At 53.6% G+C, this 15,945-nt stretch carries 20 protein-coding genes; 17 read left to right on the top strand and 3 right to left on the bottom strand.

Annotation, left to right across the window (positions count from 1 at the left end; translation table 11 throughout):
- Positions 1 to 15: 15 nt before the first annotated feature.
- The gene (locus H7R56_RS02285) at positions 16 to 1,923 is read right to left on the bottom strand and encodes an ABC transporter ATP-binding protein (protein ID WP_106925163.1); all 1,908 of its coding nucleotides are present in this window, start codon (positions 1,921 to 1,923) and stop codon (positions 16 to 18) included.
- A 169-nt stretch (positions 1,924 to 2,092) separates the two neighbouring features.
- Between H7R56_RS02285 and kefG the strand changes: the two genes are divergently transcribed.
- The 4 genes from kefG (at position 2,093) to slyD (ending at position 5,356) form a co-directional block, all read left to right on the top strand.
- Positions 2,093 to 2,647, top strand: a complete 555-nt coding sequence (gene kefG, locus H7R56_RS02290; protein ID WP_106925196.1) for a glutathione-regulated potassium-efflux system ancillary protein KefG — start codon at positions 2,093 to 2,095, stop codon at positions 2,645 to 2,647.
- The gene (gene kefB, locus H7R56_RS02295; RefSeq protein ID WP_106925164.1) at positions 2,647 to 4,452 is read left to right on the top strand and encodes a glutathione-regulated potassium-efflux system protein KefB; all 1,806 of its coding nucleotides are present in this window, start codon (positions 2,647 to 2,649) and stop codon (positions 4,450 to 4,452) included. The genes kefG and kefB overlap by 1 nt, the downstream gene beginning before the upstream one ends.
- 10 nt (positions 4,453 to 4,462) lie before the next feature.
- The gene (locus H7R56_RS02300) at positions 4,463 to 4,663 is read left to right on the top strand and encodes a YheV family putative zinc ribbon protein (RefSeq protein ID WP_106925165.1); all 201 of its coding nucleotides are present in this window, start codon (positions 4,463 to 4,465) and stop codon (positions 4,661 to 4,663) included.
- A gap of 96 nt (positions 4,664 to 4,759) precedes the next feature.
- Positions 4,760 to 5,356, top strand: coding sequence for a peptidylprolyl isomerase (slyD, locus tag H7R56_RS02305; RefSeq protein ID WP_106925166.1), 597 nt, complete (start codon positions 4,760 to 4,762; stop codon positions 5,354 to 5,356).
- Between the two features lie 112 nt (positions 5,357 to 5,468).
- On the opposite strand, the gene H7R56_RS02310 is transcribed toward slyD, so the two are convergent.
- Complete coding sequence (locus tag H7R56_RS02310) at positions 5,469 to 5,687, bottom strand: protein SlyX (RefSeq protein WP_106925167.1); 219 nt, start codon at positions 5,685 to 5,687, stop codon at positions 5,469 to 5,471.
- Positions 5,688 to 5,918: 231 nt separating this feature from the next.
- On the opposite strand from H7R56_RS02310, the gene fkpA reads away from it, so the two are divergent.
- The 11 genes from fkpA (at position 5,919) to bfr (ending at position 14,124) form a co-directional block, all read left to right on the top strand.
- Complete coding sequence (gene fkpA, locus H7R56_RS02315) at positions 5,919 to 6,740, top strand: FKBP-type peptidyl-prolyl cis-trans isomerase (protein ID WP_106925168.1); 822 nt, start codon at positions 5,919 to 5,921, stop codon at positions 6,738 to 6,740.
- Between the two features lie 165 nt (positions 6,741 to 6,905).
- Positions 6,906 to 7,628: a helix-turn-helix transcriptional regulator gene (locus H7R56_RS02320; protein WP_064541597.1), complete on the top strand. Its 723-nt coding sequence runs from the start codon at positions 6,906 to 6,908 to the stop codon at positions 7,626 to 7,628.
- Entirely contained in the window at positions 7,628 to 8,014 is a 387-nt protein-coding gene (tusD, locus tag H7R56_RS02325) for a sulfurtransferase complex subunit TusD (protein WP_106925169.1), read from the top strand. The genes H7R56_RS02320 and tusD overlap by 1 nt, the downstream gene beginning before the upstream one ends.
- On the top strand, positions 8,014 to 8,373 hold the full coding sequence (tusC, locus tag H7R56_RS02330) for a sulfurtransferase complex subunit TusC (protein WP_106925170.1): 360 nt from the start codon (positions 8,014 to 8,016) through the stop codon (positions 8,371 to 8,373). The genes tusD and tusC overlap by 1 nt, the downstream gene beginning before the upstream one ends.
- A gap of 7 nt (positions 8,374 to 8,380) precedes the next feature.
- Positions 8,381 to 8,668 (top strand): sulfurtransferase complex subunit TusB, encoded by a 288-nt coding sequence (gene tusB, locus H7R56_RS02335; protein ID WP_106925171.1) that lies wholly within the window; start codon positions 8,381 to 8,383, stop codon positions 8,666 to 8,668.
- Between the two features lie 123 nt (positions 8,669 to 8,791).
- Positions 8,792 to 9,166: a 30S ribosomal protein S12 gene (gene rpsL, locus H7R56_RS02340; RefSeq protein ID WP_000246815.1), complete on the top strand. Its 375-nt coding sequence runs from the start codon at positions 8,792 to 8,794 to the stop codon at positions 9,164 to 9,166.
- Positions 9,167 to 9,261: 95 nt separating this feature from the next.
- The gene (gene rpsG / locus H7R56_RS02345) at positions 9,262 to 9,732 is read left to right on the top strand and encodes a 30S ribosomal protein S7 (protein ID WP_035894363.1); all 471 of its coding nucleotides are present in this window, start codon (positions 9,262 to 9,264) and stop codon (positions 9,730 to 9,732) included.
- Positions 9,733 to 9,828: 96 nt separating this feature from the next.
- Entirely contained in the window at positions 9,829 to 11,943 is a 2,115-nt protein-coding gene (fusA, locus tag H7R56_RS02350; protein WP_106925172.1) for an elongation factor G, read from the top strand.
- Positions 11,944 to 12,012: 69 nt separating this feature from the next.
- The gene (gene tuf, locus H7R56_RS02355) at positions 12,013 to 13,197 is read left to right on the top strand and encodes an elongation factor Tu (protein ID WP_003031109.1); all 1,185 of its coding nucleotides are present in this window, start codon (positions 12,013 to 12,015) and stop codon (positions 13,195 to 13,197) included.
- A 183-nt stretch (positions 13,198 to 13,380) separates the two neighbouring features.
- The gene (gene bfd, locus H7R56_RS02360; protein ID WP_035894970.1) at positions 13,381 to 13,575 is read left to right on the top strand and encodes a bacterioferritin-associated ferredoxin; all 195 of its coding nucleotides are present in this window, start codon (positions 13,381 to 13,383) and stop codon (positions 13,573 to 13,575) included.
- 72 nt (positions 13,576 to 13,647) lie between these two features.
- Positions 13,648 to 14,124: a bacterioferritin gene (gene bfr / locus H7R56_RS02365; protein WP_106930832.1), complete on the top strand. Its 477-nt coding sequence runs from the start codon at positions 13,648 to 13,650 to the stop codon at positions 14,122 to 14,124.
- Here the strand turns inward: bfr and H7R56_RS02370 are convergent.
- Positions 14,108 to 14,584: a prepilin peptidase gene (locus tag H7R56_RS02370; protein ID WP_106930834.1), complete on the bottom strand. Its 477-nt coding sequence runs from the start codon at positions 14,582 to 14,584 to the stop codon at positions 14,108 to 14,110. The genes bfr and H7R56_RS02370 overlap by 17 nt on opposite strands.
- 377 nt (positions 14,585 to 14,961) lie before the next feature.
- On the opposite strand from H7R56_RS02370, the gene rpsJ reads away from it, so the two are divergent.
- Both rpsJ and rplC read left to right on the top strand, forming a co-directional pair.
- Positions 14,962 to 15,273 carry a 30S ribosomal protein S10 gene (gene rpsJ / locus H7R56_RS02375; RefSeq protein ID WP_001181005.1) on the top strand — a complete coding sequence of 104 codons (312 nt, stop codon included), beginning with the start codon at positions 14,962 to 14,964 and terminating at the stop codon, positions 15,271 to 15,273.
- A 32-nt stretch (positions 15,274 to 15,305) separates the two neighbouring features.
- Positions 15,306 to 15,935 (top strand): 50S ribosomal protein L3, encoded by a 630-nt coding sequence (gene rplC, locus H7R56_RS02380; RefSeq protein WP_064541630.1) that lies wholly within the window; start codon positions 15,306 to 15,308, stop codon positions 15,933 to 15,935.
- Positions 15,936 to 15,945 lie beyond the last annotated feature (10 nt).

A 15,945-nucleotide genomic window follows, 5' to 3' on the forward strand; every position in this document is an offset into this window, starting at 1 on the left:
CGTCCGCCCTTCTTGTCAGTCGTTTTGCATCATTTGTTCGAGCTGCTCCTGCGCCTCCAGCCACGCCATTTCGCACTCCTCCAGCCCGGATTTGGCGCTGGCCTGAAGCTGCAGGCATTCGGTCATTTCGGCTTTGCGGCTCGGATCGTAAAGGCTGCTGTCACCCAGCTTTTCTTCCGCCTGCGCCAACTGGGCATTGAGTTTCTCCATCTCTTTTTCCAGGCGGGTAATCTCTTTGCGCAGCGGCTGGGTCAGCGTGCGTAGCTCGGCTTCACGGCGCTTCTGGTCTTTACGCGATTGAGCGCTGTTGGCGTTGTTTTCTTTTGGCGCTTCGTCGGCCTGGTTTTCCTGTTTTTGCACGTCGCTCAGCCACTGCTGATAATCTTCCAGGTCGCCGTCGAATGGCTCGACCTTTTTGTCGTGCACCAGATACAGATCGTCAGTGGTGGAGCGGATCAGGTGGCGATCGTGCGAGACCACGACCAGCGCGCCTTCGAAATCGATCAGCGCTTCGGTCAGCGCCTGGCGCATATCGAGATCCAGGTGGTTAGTCGGTTCATCGAGCAGCAGCAGGTTCGGGCGCTGCCAGACGATCAGCGCCAGCACCAGACGGGCTTTCTCGCCGCCAGAGAAACGGGCGGTGTGTTCGGTCACTTTGTCGCCCTGGAAGCCGAAGCCGCCGAGGTAGTCGCGTAGCTTCTGCTCCAGCTCCTGTGGCGCCATACGCGCCAGATGCTGCAACGGCGATTCGTCCGCGCGCAGGAATTCCAACTGATGCTGGGCGAAGTAACCGAGCTTAATGCCTTTGGCGAGGCCGATTTCGCCGTGCAGCGGCTCCAGTTCGCCCGCCAGCAGCTTAATCAGCGTCGATTTACCCGCGCCGTTGCGGCCCAGCAGGCCGATACGCGAGCCCGGCACCAGGTTCAGTTTGATCGACTCGAGGATCGTGCGATCGCCGTAACCCGCGCTGACTTTTTCCATTTTCAGCAATGGGTTCGGCAGGCTTTCCGGCGCGCGGAAGCTGAAGTGGAACGGGTTATCGACGTGGGCCGGGGCAATTAGCTCCATACGCTCAAGCATCTTGATACGGCTCTGTGCCTGCTTGGCCTTCGTAGCCTTCGCACGGAAACGGTCGATATAGCTTTGCAGATGCGCCACGCGCTCCTGCTGGCTTTCGTACATCGCCTGTTGCTGCGCCAGGCGCGTCGCGCGCTGTACTTCAAACGAGCTGTAGTTGCCGGTGTATTCGAACATCGTTTCTTGTTCGATATGAATAATTTTGTCCACCACCGGGTCGAGGAAGTCGCGGTCGTGGGAAATCAGAATCAGCGTGCCCTGGTAGCTCTTCAGCCATCTCTCCAGCCAGATCACCGCATCAAGGTCGAGGTGGTTAGTCGGTTCATCGAGCAGCAGCAGGTCGGAGCGGCAAATCAGCGCCTGCGCCAGGTTAAGGCGCATACGCCAGCCGCCCGAGAAGTCGCTGACCGGGCGGTCGAGCTGTTCGTTGCTGAAGCCCAGACCGTGCAGCAGGCTGGAGGCACGAGAGCGGATAGTCCACGCGTCAATCGCGTCCAGCTTGCCGTGAACGGTGGCAATGGCGTGGCCATCATCGCGTTCGTTAGCATCGTTGAGCTGAGCTTCAAGCTGGCGATATTCGCGGTCACCGTCAATGACATAGTCCAGAGCGGGCTGAGGCAGCGCAGGGGTTTCCTGGTTTACCCACGCCAGTTGCCAGCTGCTGGGATAGGTAAAGTTGCCGCCGTCGGCGCTTATCTCGTTTTTCAGCAGCGCGAGGAGCGTGGATTTGCCACAGCCGTTTTTCCCCACCAGGCCGACTTTCTGCCCTGGGTTGATGGTGGCCGATGCGTTATCCAGCAGGACACGCACGCCGCGACGAATTTGTAACGAGGAGAAAACAATCATAAGGCGCCGTATGTTCTGAATATGTTAAATTGTCATTGTGGTAATGTAATGTGGTAAGCGAATCGCTAGACCGGGCCGCAATGGTAGCCCAAAACGATGACTATACACAAAATCATTCAGGTTGCGTTTAGCGACCCGAAAGAGGATGTGATTGACGCCCGGGAGGGGAATAATGACGCAGACGGCGAAAGTATTGCTGATCTATGCCCATCCGGAATCACAGGACTCGGTCGCTAACCGGGTTTTGCTCAAGCCGGCTTTGCAGTTAAGTAACGTGACCGTGCACGATCTGTACGCGCACTATCCTGATTTTTTTATTGATATCCCGCGCGAGCAGGCGCTGCTGCGCGAGCATGATGTCATTGTCTTCCAGCACCCGCTTTATACCTACAGCTGCCCGGCGCTGCTCAAAGAGTGGCTTGACCGCGTACTCAGCCGCGGCTTTGCCAGCGGTATTGGTGGCAATCAGCTGGCAGGAAAGTATTGGCGCAGCGTTATCACAACCGGTGAACCGGAAAGCGCCTATCGTCATGACGGGCTCAACCGTTATCCGATGAGCGATATTCTGCGCCCGTTTGAACTCACCGCCGCTATGTGCCATATGCACTGGATGAGTCCGATAATTGTTTATTGGGCGCGACGTCAGCCGCCTAATGAACTGGCAAGCCAGGCGAAAGCCTACGCCGACTGGCTGGCGGCGCCGATAACGGCAGGAGGGCGATGATGGAAGGCTCTGATTTATTGCTTGCGGGCGTACTGTTCCTCTTTGCGGCGGTCGCCGCGGTGCCGTTGGCAGCGCGGCTTGGGATCGGTGCGGTGTTAGGTTACCTGCTGGCGGGGATAGCAATTGGCCCCTGGGGGCTCGGGTTTATTAGCGACGTTGACGAAATTCTCCATTTCTCTGAACTGGGCGTGGTGTTCCTGATGTTTATCATCGGCCTGGAGCTGAACCCGGCCAAGCTGTGGCAGCTGCGGCGGCCCATTTTTGGCATCGGGGCCGCTCAGGTTATTTTCAGCGCGGCAATCCTCGGCGGTCTGCTGATGCTAACTAACTTCTCGTGGCAGGCGGCGGCAATTGGCGGGATTGGTCTGGCGATGTCGTCAACGGCGATGGCCCTGCAGCTGATGCGTGAAAAGGGCATGAATCGCAGCGAAGCGGGGCAGCTCGGCTTCTCGGTGCTGCTGTTTCAGGATTTGGCGGTGATTCCGGCGCTGGCGCTGGTGCCGCTGCTGGCGGGGGCCGGTGACGAGCATTTTAACTGGCAGACCGTGGGGCTGAAGGTGCTGGCTTTTGCCGGCATGCTGATCGGTGGGCGCTACCTGCTGCGTCCGGTATTCCGCTTTATTGCCAGCTCAGGCGTGCGCGAGGTGTTTACCGCCGCCACGCTGCTGTTGGTGCTGGGCTCGGCGCTGTTTATGGATGCGCTGGGGCTGTCGATGGCCCTGGGGACCTTTATTGCGGGCGTGCTGCTGGCGGAAAGCGAATACCGTCACGAGCTGGAAATCGCCATTGAGCCGTTTAAAGGGCTGCTGTTGGGCCTGTTCTTTATTTCGGTGGGCATGTCGCTCAATCTCGGCGTGCTTTACAGCCACCTGCTGTTGGTCATTGGCTGCGTGACGCTGCTGGTAGCGGTGAAAACGATGGTGCTGTATCTATTGGCCCATCTTAACGGGATGCGCAGCGCGGAGCGGATGCAGTTTGCCGGCGTGCTGAGCCAGGGCGGGGAGTTTGCCTTTGTGCTGTTCTCCGCGGCATCGTCGTTTAAGGTCTTTAAGGGCGACCAGATGTCGCTACTGCTGGTGACCGTCACCCTATCAATGATGACGACACCGCTGTTGATGAAGGTGGTTGACCGGGTGCTGGCGCGCCGCTTTAACGGGCCGGAAGAAGAGGATGAAGCGCCGTGGGTGGATGACGATAAACCGCAGGTGATCGTCGTAGGTTTTGGTCGTTTTGGTCAGGTAATAGGGCGCCTGCTGATGGCTAACAAGCTGCGCATTACCGTACTTGAGCGCGATATCAGCGCCGTTAAGTTGATGCGTAAATACGGCTACAAGGTGTATTACGGCGATGCGACTCAGGTTGAGCTGCTGCGTTCAGCTGGGGCCGAGCAGGCGCAGTCGATCGTTATCACCTGCAACGAGCCGGAAGATACCATGAAGCTGGTGGAGATCTGCCAGCAGCACTTCCCGCACCTGAAAATTATGGCCCGTGCGCGAGGACGTGTGGAGGCGCACGAACTGTTGCAGGCGGGCGTGGTACAGTTTTCCCGCGAGACCTTCTCCAGCGCGCTTGAGCTGGGGCGTAAGGCACTTATCTCGACCGGTATGCATCCGCATCAGGCACAGCGCGCGCAGCTGCATTTTAAGCGGCTGGATATGCGTATGTTGCGTGAACTCATGCCGGTACACAGCGACACCCAACAAATTTCGCGCGTGCGGGAAGCGCGGCGCGAGCTGGAGGAGATCTTCCAGCGTGAAATGCAGCAAGAGCGACGGCAGCTGGACGGCTGGGATGAATTTGAATAGAAGGTGAAGCATGGCGGTACGTAAACGTTTTATCGCGGGCGCAAAATGCCCGTCGTGTCAGGCGCAGGACTCGATGGCGATGTGGCGCGAAAATAATATTGATGTAGTTGAATGTGTTAAGTGCGGGCATCAGATGCGCGAGGCCGATAAAGAGGCGCGCGATCATGTGCGCAAAGAGGAACAAGTGATCGGTATTTTTCATCCGGAGTAGCGATCCGTGCTGTCTTTTTTTAAGCTTATGGGTACACGGGTGTAGAATTCCGCTACAATCTGCGCCACTAAAATATTCCCATGCTCAGGAGATATCATGAAAGTAGCAAAAGACCTGGTGGTCAGCCTGGCCTATCAGGTACGTACAGAAGACGGTGTGTTGGTTGATGAGTCTCCGGTAAGTGCTCCGCTGGACTACCTGCATGGTCACGGTTCCCTGATCTCCGGCCTGGAAAACGCGCTGGACGGTCACGAAGTGGGTGATAAATTCGACGTTGCTGTTCAAGCTAACGACGCTTACGGTCAGTATGATGAAAACCTGGTGCAGCGCGTTCCTAAAGACGTGTTCATGGGTGTTGACGAACTGCAGGTTGGCATGCGCTTCCTGGCAGAAACCGACCAGGGTCCGGTTCCGGTTGAAATCACCGAAGTGGAAGACGATCACGTTGTGGTTGACGGCAACCACATGCTGGCTGGCCAGAACCTGAAGTTCAACGTGGAAGTTGTCGCTATCCGTGAAGCAACCGAAGAAGAACTGGCTCACGGCCACGTACACGGTGCGCACGATCATCACCACGATCACGGTGAAGATGGCTGCTGTGGTGGTCACGGCCATGACCACGGTCACGACCACGGCGGCGAAGGCTGCTGCGGCGGTGGCGGTAAAGGCAACGGCGGCTGCGGTTGCCACTAAGCCGTCTGTTTGCCTGATGGCGCTGCGCTTATCAGGCCTACGGCAGGCCGGATAAGACGTTGACGTCATTATCCGGCACAAAAAAAGCGGGGAAACCCGCTTTTTTTACGCCTCAATAATGGGGCGGCGGCGTCTCTTCGGATTGAGACGCGATATTTGACGGCTGGCTGGCTTTCAGCTTTTCCGTCAGCAGGCGCAGATGCTCGCGCAGTTTGGCCATTTCCATTTCATGGGCAGTGACCGTCTGGTTGAGGTCATCAATGGTGATTTCCTGGAAGGCCAGTCGGCTTTCCAGCTCAGCCAGACGCGCCTCGATTGTCGTTTCCTGCATGATGTCTCTCTCCCCTGTTATCGGCAAAAGCGTTACCGCCGCGGCGGATTCTACGCAACTTTATCCACCCGTGCAGCACTGCCGTACGTGAGCGGAAACTTATTTAAACAAAAAGAGTCTGAAAAGGGTCGATATAAGGCGCGTTCGTATGTAGATTTCCTCTACAACGTTCTATAGTACGCTTCTCATTTTGTTAACATGGGGCGAGAGGCCCCGGCCCTGGAGAGATGGATGAAATCACTGTTTAAAGTAACGCTTCTGGCAACCACAATGGCCGTTGCACTGAATGCGCCGATGACCTTCGCGGCTGACGCGGCGGCGAAAGCAGCACCGGCAGCAGAGAGCAAAGCGTCATTCAAAAATGACGACCAGAAATCTGCTTATGCGCTGGGCGCATCGCTGGGTCGTTACATGGAAAATTCCCTGAAAGAACAGGAAAAACTGGGTATCAAACTGGATAAAGACCAGCTGATCGCCGGCGTTCAGGACGCGTTTGCTGACAAGAGCAAACTGTCCGATCAGGAAATCGAACAAACTCTGCAGGCCTTTGAGACTCGCGTGAAGGCCTCCGCTCAGGCGAAGATGGAAAAAGACGCCGCTGACAACGAAGCGAAAGGCAAAGCCTTCCGTGAGAAGTTTGCCAAAGAAAAAGGCGTGAAGACCTCTAAAACCGGTCTGCTGTTCAAAGTAGAGAAAGAAGGCACCGGCGAAGCGCCGAAAGACAGCGATACCGTGGTGGTAAACTACAAAGGTACGTTGATCGACGGTAAAGAGTTCGATAACTCCTACACCCGCGGTGAGCCGCTGTCCTTCCGTCTTGATGGTGTTATCCCTGGCTGGACTGAAGGCCTGAAAAACATCAAGAAAGGCGGTAAAATCCAGCTGGTTATCCCACCAGATCTGGCCTACGGTAAAACCGGTGTTCCGGGTATTCCGGCTAACTCAACGCTGGTCTTCGACGTTGAGCTGTTAGACGTGAAACCGGCACCGAAAGCCGAAGCGCAGCCTGAAGCTGCACCGGCAGACAAGGCCGCTGCCGCGAGCAAAAAATAATAGTCAGATTGCCGCCGCCCACTGGGCGGCGGCTTTTTATTATCGGCAGGGTATAATTAATGCTGGAAAGCGCCTTATGCGCTGTATTACTTTAGATGCCCCTAATAGTGATGAGCCTGCCCTGACAACATAACGACAGGCTCCTGAAAAGGAGTGCTTTTTTTCATGTCCAGGTCGCTTTTAACCAACGAAACCAGTGAGCTTGATTTACTGGATCAACGTCCTTTCGATCAAACCGACTTCGATATCCTGAAATCCTATGAAGCGGTAGTGGACGGGTTGGCGATGCTCATTGGTTCCCACTGCGAAATCGTGCTGCATTCACTTCAGGATCTCAAATGTTCGGCTATTCGTATCGCTAACGGCGAACATACCGGGCGTAAAATTGGCTCGCCCATTACCGACCTCGCGCTGCGGATGCTGCATGATATGACCGGGGCGGATAGCAGCGTTTCCAAATGCTACTTTACTCGCGCCAAAAGTGGCGTGCTGATGAAGTCGGTTACCATCGCTATTCGCAATCGCGATCAGCGCGTGATTGGCCTGCTGTGCATCAATATGAATCTTGATGTACCGTTCTCGCAGATCATGAATACCTTTATTCCGCCTGAAACACCGGAAGTAGGCTCTGCGGTTAACTTTGCTTCCTCGGTTGAGGATCTGGTCACCCAGACGCTGGAATTCACCATTGAAGAGGTGAATGCCGATCGCAACGTTTCCAATAACGCCAAAAATCGCCAGATTGTGCTCAACCTTTACGAGAAGGGTATCTTTGATATCAAAGACGCCATCAACCAGGTCGCCGATCGTCTGAACATCTCCAAACACACCGTCTACCTCTACATTCGCCAGTTTAAGAACGGCGATTTCCTGGGACAGGATAAGTAATGCGTTTTGCCCTGATGGTGACCGGCCCTGCCTACGGCACGCAGCAGGCCAGCAGCGCGCTGCAGTTCGCGCAGGCGGCGCTGGCGGAAGGTCATGAGATAGCCTGCGTCTTTTTCTATCGTGAAGGGGTGTATAACGCCAATCAGCTGACGTCTCCTGCCAGCGATGAGTTTGATTTAGTTCGCGCGTGGCAGTCGCTGCATGATACGCATGGCGTGGCGCTGCATATTTGCGTGGCGGCGGCACTGCGTCGCGGCGTGTCCGATGAAACGCAAGCCGGCCAGCTTGGCCTTCCCATGTTTAACCTACAGCCGGGTTTCTTGCTAAGCGGATTGGGTTCGCTGGCTGAAGCTGCGCTGACCTGCGATCGAATGGTGCAGTTCTGATGAAACGCGTTGCGTTTGTTTTTTCCAGCGCGCCGCACGGCAGCGCTGCGGGCCGTGAAGGGCTGGATGCGCTGCTGGCGACGTCGGCCTTGAGCGAAGACTTAGGCGTCTTTTTCATCGGCGACGGCGTGTTTCAACTGCTCAGCCAGCAGACGCCTGGCGTTATTCTGGCCCGAGACTACATCGCCACGTTCAAACTGCTGGCGCTCTACGATATTGAAAACTGCTGGATTTGCGCCGCCTCGATGCGTGAGCGTGGTCTGGCGGCAGAGACGACGTTTGTCGCCGACGTTGAGCCGTTAGAACCGGATGCCCTGCGCGACCGGCTTAACGGTTACGATGTGATTCTGCGCTTCTGAGGCCCTTATGCTGCATACGCTCAGTACTTCTCCCTGGCATTCAGACATCGCGGGCATGATCCGCATGATGGCTGAAGGCGACGACCTGCTGCTGATCGCCGACGGTGTGTTGGCGGCGGTTGAAAACAGCCACTTCCTTGAAATTCTGCGCGCTGCCCCCATATCCATCCACGTGTTGAATGTAGATGTGCAAGCGCGCGGTCTTTGTGCTCAAATTTCGAGCGATGTCATCATGGTCAGCTATACTGACTTCGTCAGGTTAACGGTAAAACACCCGGTTCAGATGTCCTGGTAATGCCATACCGTTGTATATTTCTTGACACCCTTTCGGCATGGCCCTAAAATTTCGCGTCCTCATATTATATGAGGCGATTTATTACGTGTTTACGAAGCAAAAGCTAAAACCAGGAGCTATTTAATGGCAACAGTTAACCAGCTGGTTCGCAAACCACGTGCTCGCAAAGTTGCAAAAAGCAACGTGCCTGCACTGGAAGCCTGCCCGCAGAAACGTGGCGTATGTACTCGTGTATATACTACCACTCCTAAAAAACCGAACTCCGCACTGCGTAAAGTTTGCCGTGTTCGTCTGACTAACGGTTTTGAAGTGACTTCCTACATCGGTGGTGAAGGTCACAACCTGCAGGAGCACTCCGTGATCCTGATCCGTGGCGGTCGTGTAAAAGACCTTCCGGGTGTTCGTTACCACACCGTTCGTGGTGCGCTTGACTGCTCCGGCGTTAAAGACCGTAAGCAAGCTCGCTCCAAGTATGGCGTGAAGCGTCCTAAGGCTTAATGGTTCTCCGTTAAGTAAGGCCAAACGTTTTATATTAATGTCAAACTAAACTCTTTGAGTTTTGGACAATCCTGAATTAACAACGGAGTATTTCCATGCCACGTCGTCGCGTCATTGGTCAGCGTAAAATCCTGCCGGATCCTAAGTTCGGATCAGAACTGCTGGCTAAATTTGTTAACATCCTGATGGTAGATGGTAAAAAATCTACTGCAGAATCAATCGTATACAGCGCGCTGGAGACCCTGGCTCAGCGTTCTGGTAAAAATGAACTGGAAGCATTCGAAGTTGCGCTCGAAAACGTGCGCCCGACTGTCGAAGTTAAGTCCCGCCGCGTAGGTGGTTCTACTTATCAGGTTCCAGTTGAAGTTCGTCCGGTTCGTCGTAATGCCCTGGCAATGCGTTGGATCGTAGAAGCTGCTCGTAAACGCGGTGATAAATCCATGGCTCTGCGCCTGGCGAACGAACTTTCTGACGCTGCAGACAACAAAGGTACTGCAGTTAAGAAACGTGAAGACGTTCACCGTATGGCAGAAGCCAACAAGGCGTTCGCACACTACCGTTGGTAATCCCTTCGGAGTATTAGTCACCAGGCGGGCGCTTCAGCGAAGCAGCCCGCTTTGGGTTACTTAACTGAACGCCTAAAAAGATAAACGAGGAATCAAATGGCTCGTACAACACCCATCGCACGCTACCGTAACATCGGTATCAGTGCGCACATCGACGCCGGTAAAACCACTACTACCGAACGTATTCTGTTCTACACCGGTGTAAACCACAAAATCGGTGAAGTTCACGACGGCGCCGCTACCATGGACTGGATGGAGCAGGAGCAGGAACGTGGTATTACCATCACTTCCGCAGCGACTACTGCATTCTGGTCTGGTATGGCTAAGCAGTATGAACCGCACCGCGTAAACATCATCGACACCCCGGGGCACGTTGACTTCACTATCGAAGTAGAACGTTCCATGCGTGTTCTTGATGGTGCAGTAATGGTTTACTGCGCAGTTGGTGGTGTTCAGCCACAGTCTGAAACCGTATGGCGTCAGGCTAACAAATATAAAGTTCCACGCATCGCGTTCGTTAACAAAATGGACCGTATGGGTGCTAACTTCCTGAAAGTTGTTGGTCAGATCAAAACCCGTCTGGGCGCGAACCCGGTTCCGCTGCAGCTGGCAATTGGTGCTGAAGAAGGTTTCACCGGTGTTGTTGACCTGGTGAAAATGAAAGCCATCAACTGGAACGATGCAGACCAGGGCGTTACCTTCGAATACGAAGATATCCCGGCTGACATGCAGGAACTGGCTGACGAATGGCACCAGAACCTGATCGAATCCGCTGCTGAAGCTTCTGAAGAGCTGATGGAGAAATACCTGGGTGGTGAAGAACTGACTGAAGAAGAGATCAAAAAAGCTCTGCGTCAGCGCGTTCTGAACAACGAAATCATCCTGGTAACCTGTGGTTCTGCGTTCAAGAACAAAGGTGTTCAGGCGATGCTGGATGCGGTAATTGATTACCTGCCATCCCCGGTTGACGTACCTGCGATCAACGGCATCCTGGACGACGGTAAAGATACCCCGGCTGAGCGTCACGCAAGCGACGACGAGCCGTTCTCTGCACTGGCGTTCAAAATTGCTACCGACCCGTTCGTGGGCAACCTGACCTTCTTCCGTGTGTACTCCGGTGTGGTTAACTCTGGTGATACCGTACTGAACTCCGTGAAAACTGCACGTGAGCGTTTCGGTCGTATCGTTCAGATGCACGCTAACAAACGTGAAGAGATCAAAGAAGTTCGCGCGGGCGACATCGCTGCTGCAATCGGTCTGAAAGACGTAACCACTGGTGACACCCTGTGTGACCCGGATGCGCCGATCATTCTGGAACGTATGGAATTCCCTGAGCCGGTAATCTCCATCGCAGTAGAACCGAAAACCAAAGCTGACCAGGAAAAAATGGGTCTGGCTCTGGGCCGTCTGGCTAAAGAAGACCCGTCATTCCGCGTATGGACCGACGAAGAATCTAACCAGACCATTATCGCCGGTATGGGTGAGCTGCACCTCGACATCATCGTTGACCGTATGAAACGTGAATTCAACGTTGAAGCGAACGTCGGTAAACCTCAGGTTGCTTACCGTGAAGCGATTCGCGCGAAAGTTACCGATATCGAAGGTAAACACGCTAAGCAGTCTGGTGGTCGCGGTCAGTACGGTCATGTTGTTATCGACATGTACCCGCTGGAGCCGGGTTCCAACCCGAAAGGCTACGAGTTCATCAACGACATTAAAGGTGGTGTAATCCCTGGCGAATACATCCCGGCCGTTGATAAAGGTATCCAGGAACAGCTGAAATCTGGCCCGCTGGCTGGTTACCCGGTTGTTGACATGGGTGTTCGTCTGCACTTCGGTTCTTACCATGACGTTGACTCCTCTGAACTGGCGTTTAAACTGGCCGCTTCTATCGCCTTCAAAGATGGCTTTAAGAAAGCAAAACCAGTTCTGCTTGAACCGATCATGAAGGTTGAAGTAGAGACTCCGGAAGAGAACACTGGTGACGTTATCGGTGACTTGAGCCGCCGTCGTGGTATGCTCAAAGGTCAGGAATCCAACGTGACTGGCGTTGTGATCCACGCTGAAGTTCCGCTGTCCGAAATGTTCGGTTATGCAACTCAGCTGCGTTCACTGACCAAAGGCCGTGCTTCTTACTCCATGGAGTTCCTGAAGTACGACGATGCGCCGAACAACGTTGCTCAGGCCGTTATTGAAGCCCGTGGTAAATAATCCACAGGATTAAAACCTAAGTCCCGTGCTCTCTCCAAAGGGGAGAGCACTATAGTAAGGAATATAGCCGTGTCTAAAGAAAAATTTGAACGTACAAAACCGCACGTTAACGTCGGCACCATCGGCCACGTTGACCACGGTAAAACTACCCTGACCGCTGCAATCACCACCGTACTGGCTAAAACCTACGGCGGTGCTGCTCGTGCTTTCGACCAGATCGATAACGCGCCGGAAGAAAAAGCTCGTGGTATCACCATCAACACTTCTCACGTTGAATATGACACCCCGACTCGCCACTACGCACACGTAGACTGCCCGGGCCACGCCGACTATGTTAAAAACATGATCACCGGTGCTGCGCAGATGGATGGCGCGATCCTGGTTGTTGCTGCGACTGACGGCCCGATGCCGCAGACTCGTGAGCACATCCTGCTGGGTCGTCAGGTAGGCGTTCCGTACATCATCGTGTTCCTGAACAAATGCGACATGGTTGATGACGAAGAGCTGCTGGAACTGGTTGAAATGGAAGTTCGTGAACTTCTGTCTCAGTACGATTTCCCGGGCGACGACACTCCGATCGTTCGTGGTTCTGCTCTGAAAGCGCTGGAAGGCGAAGCAGAGTGGGAAGCGAAAATCATCGAACTGGCTGGCTTCCTGGATTCTTACATCCCGGAACCAGAACGTGCTATCGATAAGCCGTTCCTGCTGCCGATCGAAGACGTATTCTCCATCTCCGGTCGTGGTACCGTTGTTACCGGTCGTGTAGAACGCGGTATCATCAAAGTTGGCGAAGAAGTTGAAATCGTTGGTATCAAAGAGACTGCTAAGTCTACCTGTACTGGCGTTGAAATGTTCCGCAAACTGCTGGACGAAGGCCGTGCTGGTGAGAACGTTGGTGTTCTGCTGCGTGGTATCAAACGTGAAGAAATCGAACGTGGTCAGGTACTGGCTAAGCCGGGTTCTATCAAGCCGCACACCAAGTTCGAATCTGAAGTGTACATCCTGTCCAAAGACGAAGGCGGCCGTCATACTCCGTTCTTCAAAGGCTACCGTCCGCAGTTCTACTTCCGTACTACTGACGTGACTGGTACCATCGAACTGCCGGAAGGCGTTGAGATGGTCATGCCGGGCGACAACATCAAAATGGTTGTTACCCTGATCCACCCGATCGCGATGGACGACGGTCTGCGTTTCGCAATCCGTGAAGGCGGCCGTACTGTAGGTGCGGGCGTTGTTGCTAAAGTAATGAGCTAATTATTGCTTAATTAGCTTTGAGCTTAAAAAGGGCGCTTCGGCGCCCTTTTTGCTTTTCTGATGTTTATTACTACGCATTTTTAACCGCTCTCTTTATCTCTTTCGTGCTGCAATTTGCATGTCGCTATTGTAATCATAATTATTCTCACTTACACTTTGTTCAGAAATTGAACGGGAGTGGGTATGTACGTTTGTTTATGTAATGGCGTCAGCGATAAAAAAATTCGCCAGGCAGTACGCCAGTTTCATCCGCAGTCTTTCCAGCAGTTAAGAAAATGTATTCCTATTGGAAATCAATGCGGTAAATGCGTTCGTGCGGCCCGTGAGGTGATGGAAGACGAATTAATGCAAATGCCAGAGTTCAAAGAGATTGCCTGAGCCCGGATTTCTTTTTTGACATCCCTGTAGTCCGTTCTACGCTTCAATATGTGGAAGCGGAGGGTCTATAAAATGAAAGGTGATGTTAAGATAATAAATTATCTCAATAAATTATTGGGAAACGAGCTTGTCGCAATAAACCAATACTTTCTCCACGCGAGAATGTTCAAAAACTGGGGCCTGATGCGCCTCAACGATATTGAGTATCACGAATCCATCGATGAAATGAAACACGCCGATCGCTACATCGAGCGTATTCTGTTTCTTGAAGGGATCCCCAATCTGCAGGACCTGGGCAAGCTGCATATCGGCGAGGACGTCGAGGAGATGCTGCAGTCTGACCTTAAGCTTGAGCTGGACGGCGCGAAAGATCTCCGTGAAGCGATAGCCTATGCCGATAGTGTTCATGATTATGTCAGTCGCGATATGCTGATCAATATCCTGACTGAGGAAGAACATCACATCGACTGGCTGGAAACCGAGCTGGATTTGATTAGTAAAATTGGCCTGCAGAACTACCTTCAGTCGCAGATCAAAGTCGAAGATTAAACCCCGACACGCCGGCAACAATAAAACCCGCAGCCCCCAGAAATGGACCGAACGGCAGCGGGTTTTTTATGCCCGCCAACGAGCGTTGCCAGCAGGCTGTGCTGAATACGTATATCGCAGCCATCGTGCTGGCCGTTAGCACTAAAACCGGCAGCGATGGCCAGCCATGCCACGCTCCCAACGCCGCCAGATATTTTACGTCGCCGTAGCCTAATCCCTCACGCCCGCGAAGCCCCCGGTATCCCCAATAAATCATGGCCATGGCACCATAGCCGGCAAAAATTCCCCATAGTGCATCATTAACGTTAGCCGGCCGCAGGCTCAGCTGAAAGAGCAGCCCCGCCCACAGGAGAGGGCAGGTGAGACGGTCGGGCAGCAACCCCGTGCGAGCGTCATGCCAGCACAGGGCGCTGCTCAACAGCACGTAGGCAATAAAGAAAGGAAAGGCGATAAGCGTCATTGTTTGGATACCGGTCTGGAAATATTGGGCGAGTGTGGCGGGAGGGGAGAAGGGTGGCAAACGGCAACATCACGCTGTGCGAGGCGTTATCCAGAAAAATTGCGCGGCTTGCCGTTTTGCAGGCTGCTTTGCGCCTCTTTCCGCAGAATAAGGTGACTATTTAATAAACACGACTTGCTTCACATGGGCATTTGTGTATAATGCGCGGGCTTGTCTAATATTGACAGGCGGTTCAATCTGAACCAGGTACTGCGAAAGCGATACCAGACAATGTTCCCAATTGGGGAACTCTGTAAGAACGGTTACACTCTCCCATCAATCGTAATGGGTTTGAGGAGTAACTATTTCGTCTATAAAATAATTGGAGCTCTGGTCTCATGCAGAACCAAAGAATCCGTATCCGCCTGAAAGCGTTTGATCATCGTCTGATCGATCAATCAACCGCGGAAATCGTCGAGACTGCTAAGCGCACTGGTGCGCAAGTCCGTGGTCCGATCCCGCTGCCGACCCGCAAAGAGCGTTTCACCGTTCTGATCTCTCCGCACGTTAACAAAGACGCGCGTGATCAGTACGAGATTCGTACTCACAAGCGTCTGGTTGACATCGTTGAGCCAACTGAAAAAACCGTTGATGCTCTGATGCGTCTGGACCTGGCTGCCGGTGTAGACGTGCAGATCAGCCTGGGTTAATCAGGTCATCGAGCGATTGAGAGGTTGATACAATGATTGGTTTAGTCGGTAAAAAAGTGGGTATGACCCGCATCTTCACTGAAGATGGCGTATCTATCCCAGTAACCGTTATCGAAGTTGAAGCAAACCGCGTTACTCAGATCAAAGATCTGGCTAACGATGGCTATCGCGCTGTTCAGGTTACCACTGGTGCTAAAAAAGCTAACCGTGTAACTAAGCCGGAAGCTGGCCACTTCGCTAAAGCTGGCGTAGAAGCCGGTCGCGGCCTGTGGGAATTCCGTCTGGCTGATGGTGAAGAATACACCGTAGGTCAGAGCATCAGCGTAGAACTGTTTGCTGACGTTAAAAAAGTTGACGTAACCGGTACCTCTAAAGGTAAAGGTTTCGCTGGTACCGTTAAGCGCTGGAACTTCCGTACCCAGGACGCTACTCACGGTAACTCCTTGTCCCACCGCGTTCCGGGTTCTATCGGTCAGAACCAGACTCCGGGCAAAGTGTTCAAAGGCAAGAAAATGGCAGGTCAGCTGGGCAACGAACGCGTCACTGTTCAGAGCCTGGACGTAGTACGTGTTGACGCTGAGCGCAACCTGCTGCTGGTTAAAGGTGGTGTTCCGGGTGCGACCGGTTGCGACCTGATCGTTAAACCAGCTGTGAAGGCGTAAGGGGATAGCA

Origin of the sequence: Klebsiella sp. WP3-W18-ESBL-02 (assembly GCF_014168815.1) — a bacterium.
Taxonomy (GTDB): Bacteria; Pseudomonadota; Gammaproteobacteria; order Enterobacterales; family Enterobacteriaceae; genus Kluyvera; species Kluyvera ascorbata_B.

Coding starts and splice junctions, on each gene's coding strand:
- rpsG (WP_035894363.1), top strand. CDS start 9,262: ATGCCACGTCGTCGCGTCATTGGTCAGCGTAAAATCCTGCCGGATCCT.
- rpsL (WP_000246815.1), top strand. CDS start 8,792: ATGGCAACAGTTAACCAGCTGGTTCGCAAACCACGTGCTCGCAAAGTT.
- bfr (WP_106930832.1), top strand. CDS start 13,648: ATGAAAGGTGATGTTAAGATAATAAATTATCTCAATAAATTATTGGGA.
- tusB (WP_106925171.1), top strand. CDS start 8,381: ATGCTGCATACGCTCAGTACTTCTCCCTGGCATTCAGACATCGCGGGC.
- slyD (WP_106925166.1), top strand. CDS start 4,760: ATGAAAGTAGCAAAAGACCTGGTGGTCAGCCTGGCCTATCAGGTACGT.
- rplC (WP_064541630.1), top strand. CDS start 15,306: ATGATTGGTTTAGTCGGTAAAAAAGTGGGTATGACCCGCATCTTCACT.
- tusD (WP_106925169.1), top strand. CDS start 7,628: ATGCGTTTTGCCCTGATGGTGACCGGCCCTGCCTACGGCACGCAGCAG.
- rpsJ (WP_001181005.1), top strand. CDS start 14,962: ATGCAGAACCAAAGAATCCGTATCCGCCTGAAAGCGTTTGATCATCGT.
- H7R56_RS02310 (WP_106925167.1), bottom strand. CDS start 5,687: ATGCAGGAAACGACAATCGAGGCGCGTCTGGCTGAGCTGGAAAGCCGA.
- tusC (WP_106925170.1), top strand. CDS start 8,014: ATGAAACGCGTTGCGTTTGTTTTTTCCAGCGCGCCGCACGGCAGCGCT.
- bfd (WP_035894970.1), top strand. CDS start 13,381: ATGTACGTTTGTTTATGTAATGGCGTCAGCGATAAAAAAATTCGCCAG.
- H7R56_RS02370 (WP_106930834.1), bottom strand. CDS start 14,584: ATGACGCTTATCGCCTTTCCTTTCTTTATTGCCTACGTGCTGTTGAGC.
- kefB (WP_106925164.1), top strand. CDS start 2,647: ATGGAAGGCTCTGATTTATTGCTTGCGGGCGTACTGTTCCTCTTTGCG.
- H7R56_RS02285 (WP_106925163.1), bottom strand. CDS start 1,923: ATGATTGTTTTCTCCTCGTTACAAATTCGTCGCGGCGTGCGTGTCCTG.
- fusA (WP_106925172.1), top strand. CDS start 9,829: ATGGCTCGTACAACACCCATCGCACGCTACCGTAACATCGGTATCAGT.
- H7R56_RS02300 (WP_106925165.1), top strand. CDS start 4,463: ATGGCGGTACGTAAACGTTTTATCGCGGGCGCAAAATGCCCGTCGTGT.
- fkpA (WP_106925168.1), top strand. CDS start 5,919: ATGAAATCACTGTTTAAAGTAACGCTTCTGGCAACCACAATGGCCGTT.
- H7R56_RS02320 (WP_064541597.1), top strand. CDS start 6,906: ATGTCCAGGTCGCTTTTAACCAACGAAACCAGTGAGCTTGATTTACTG.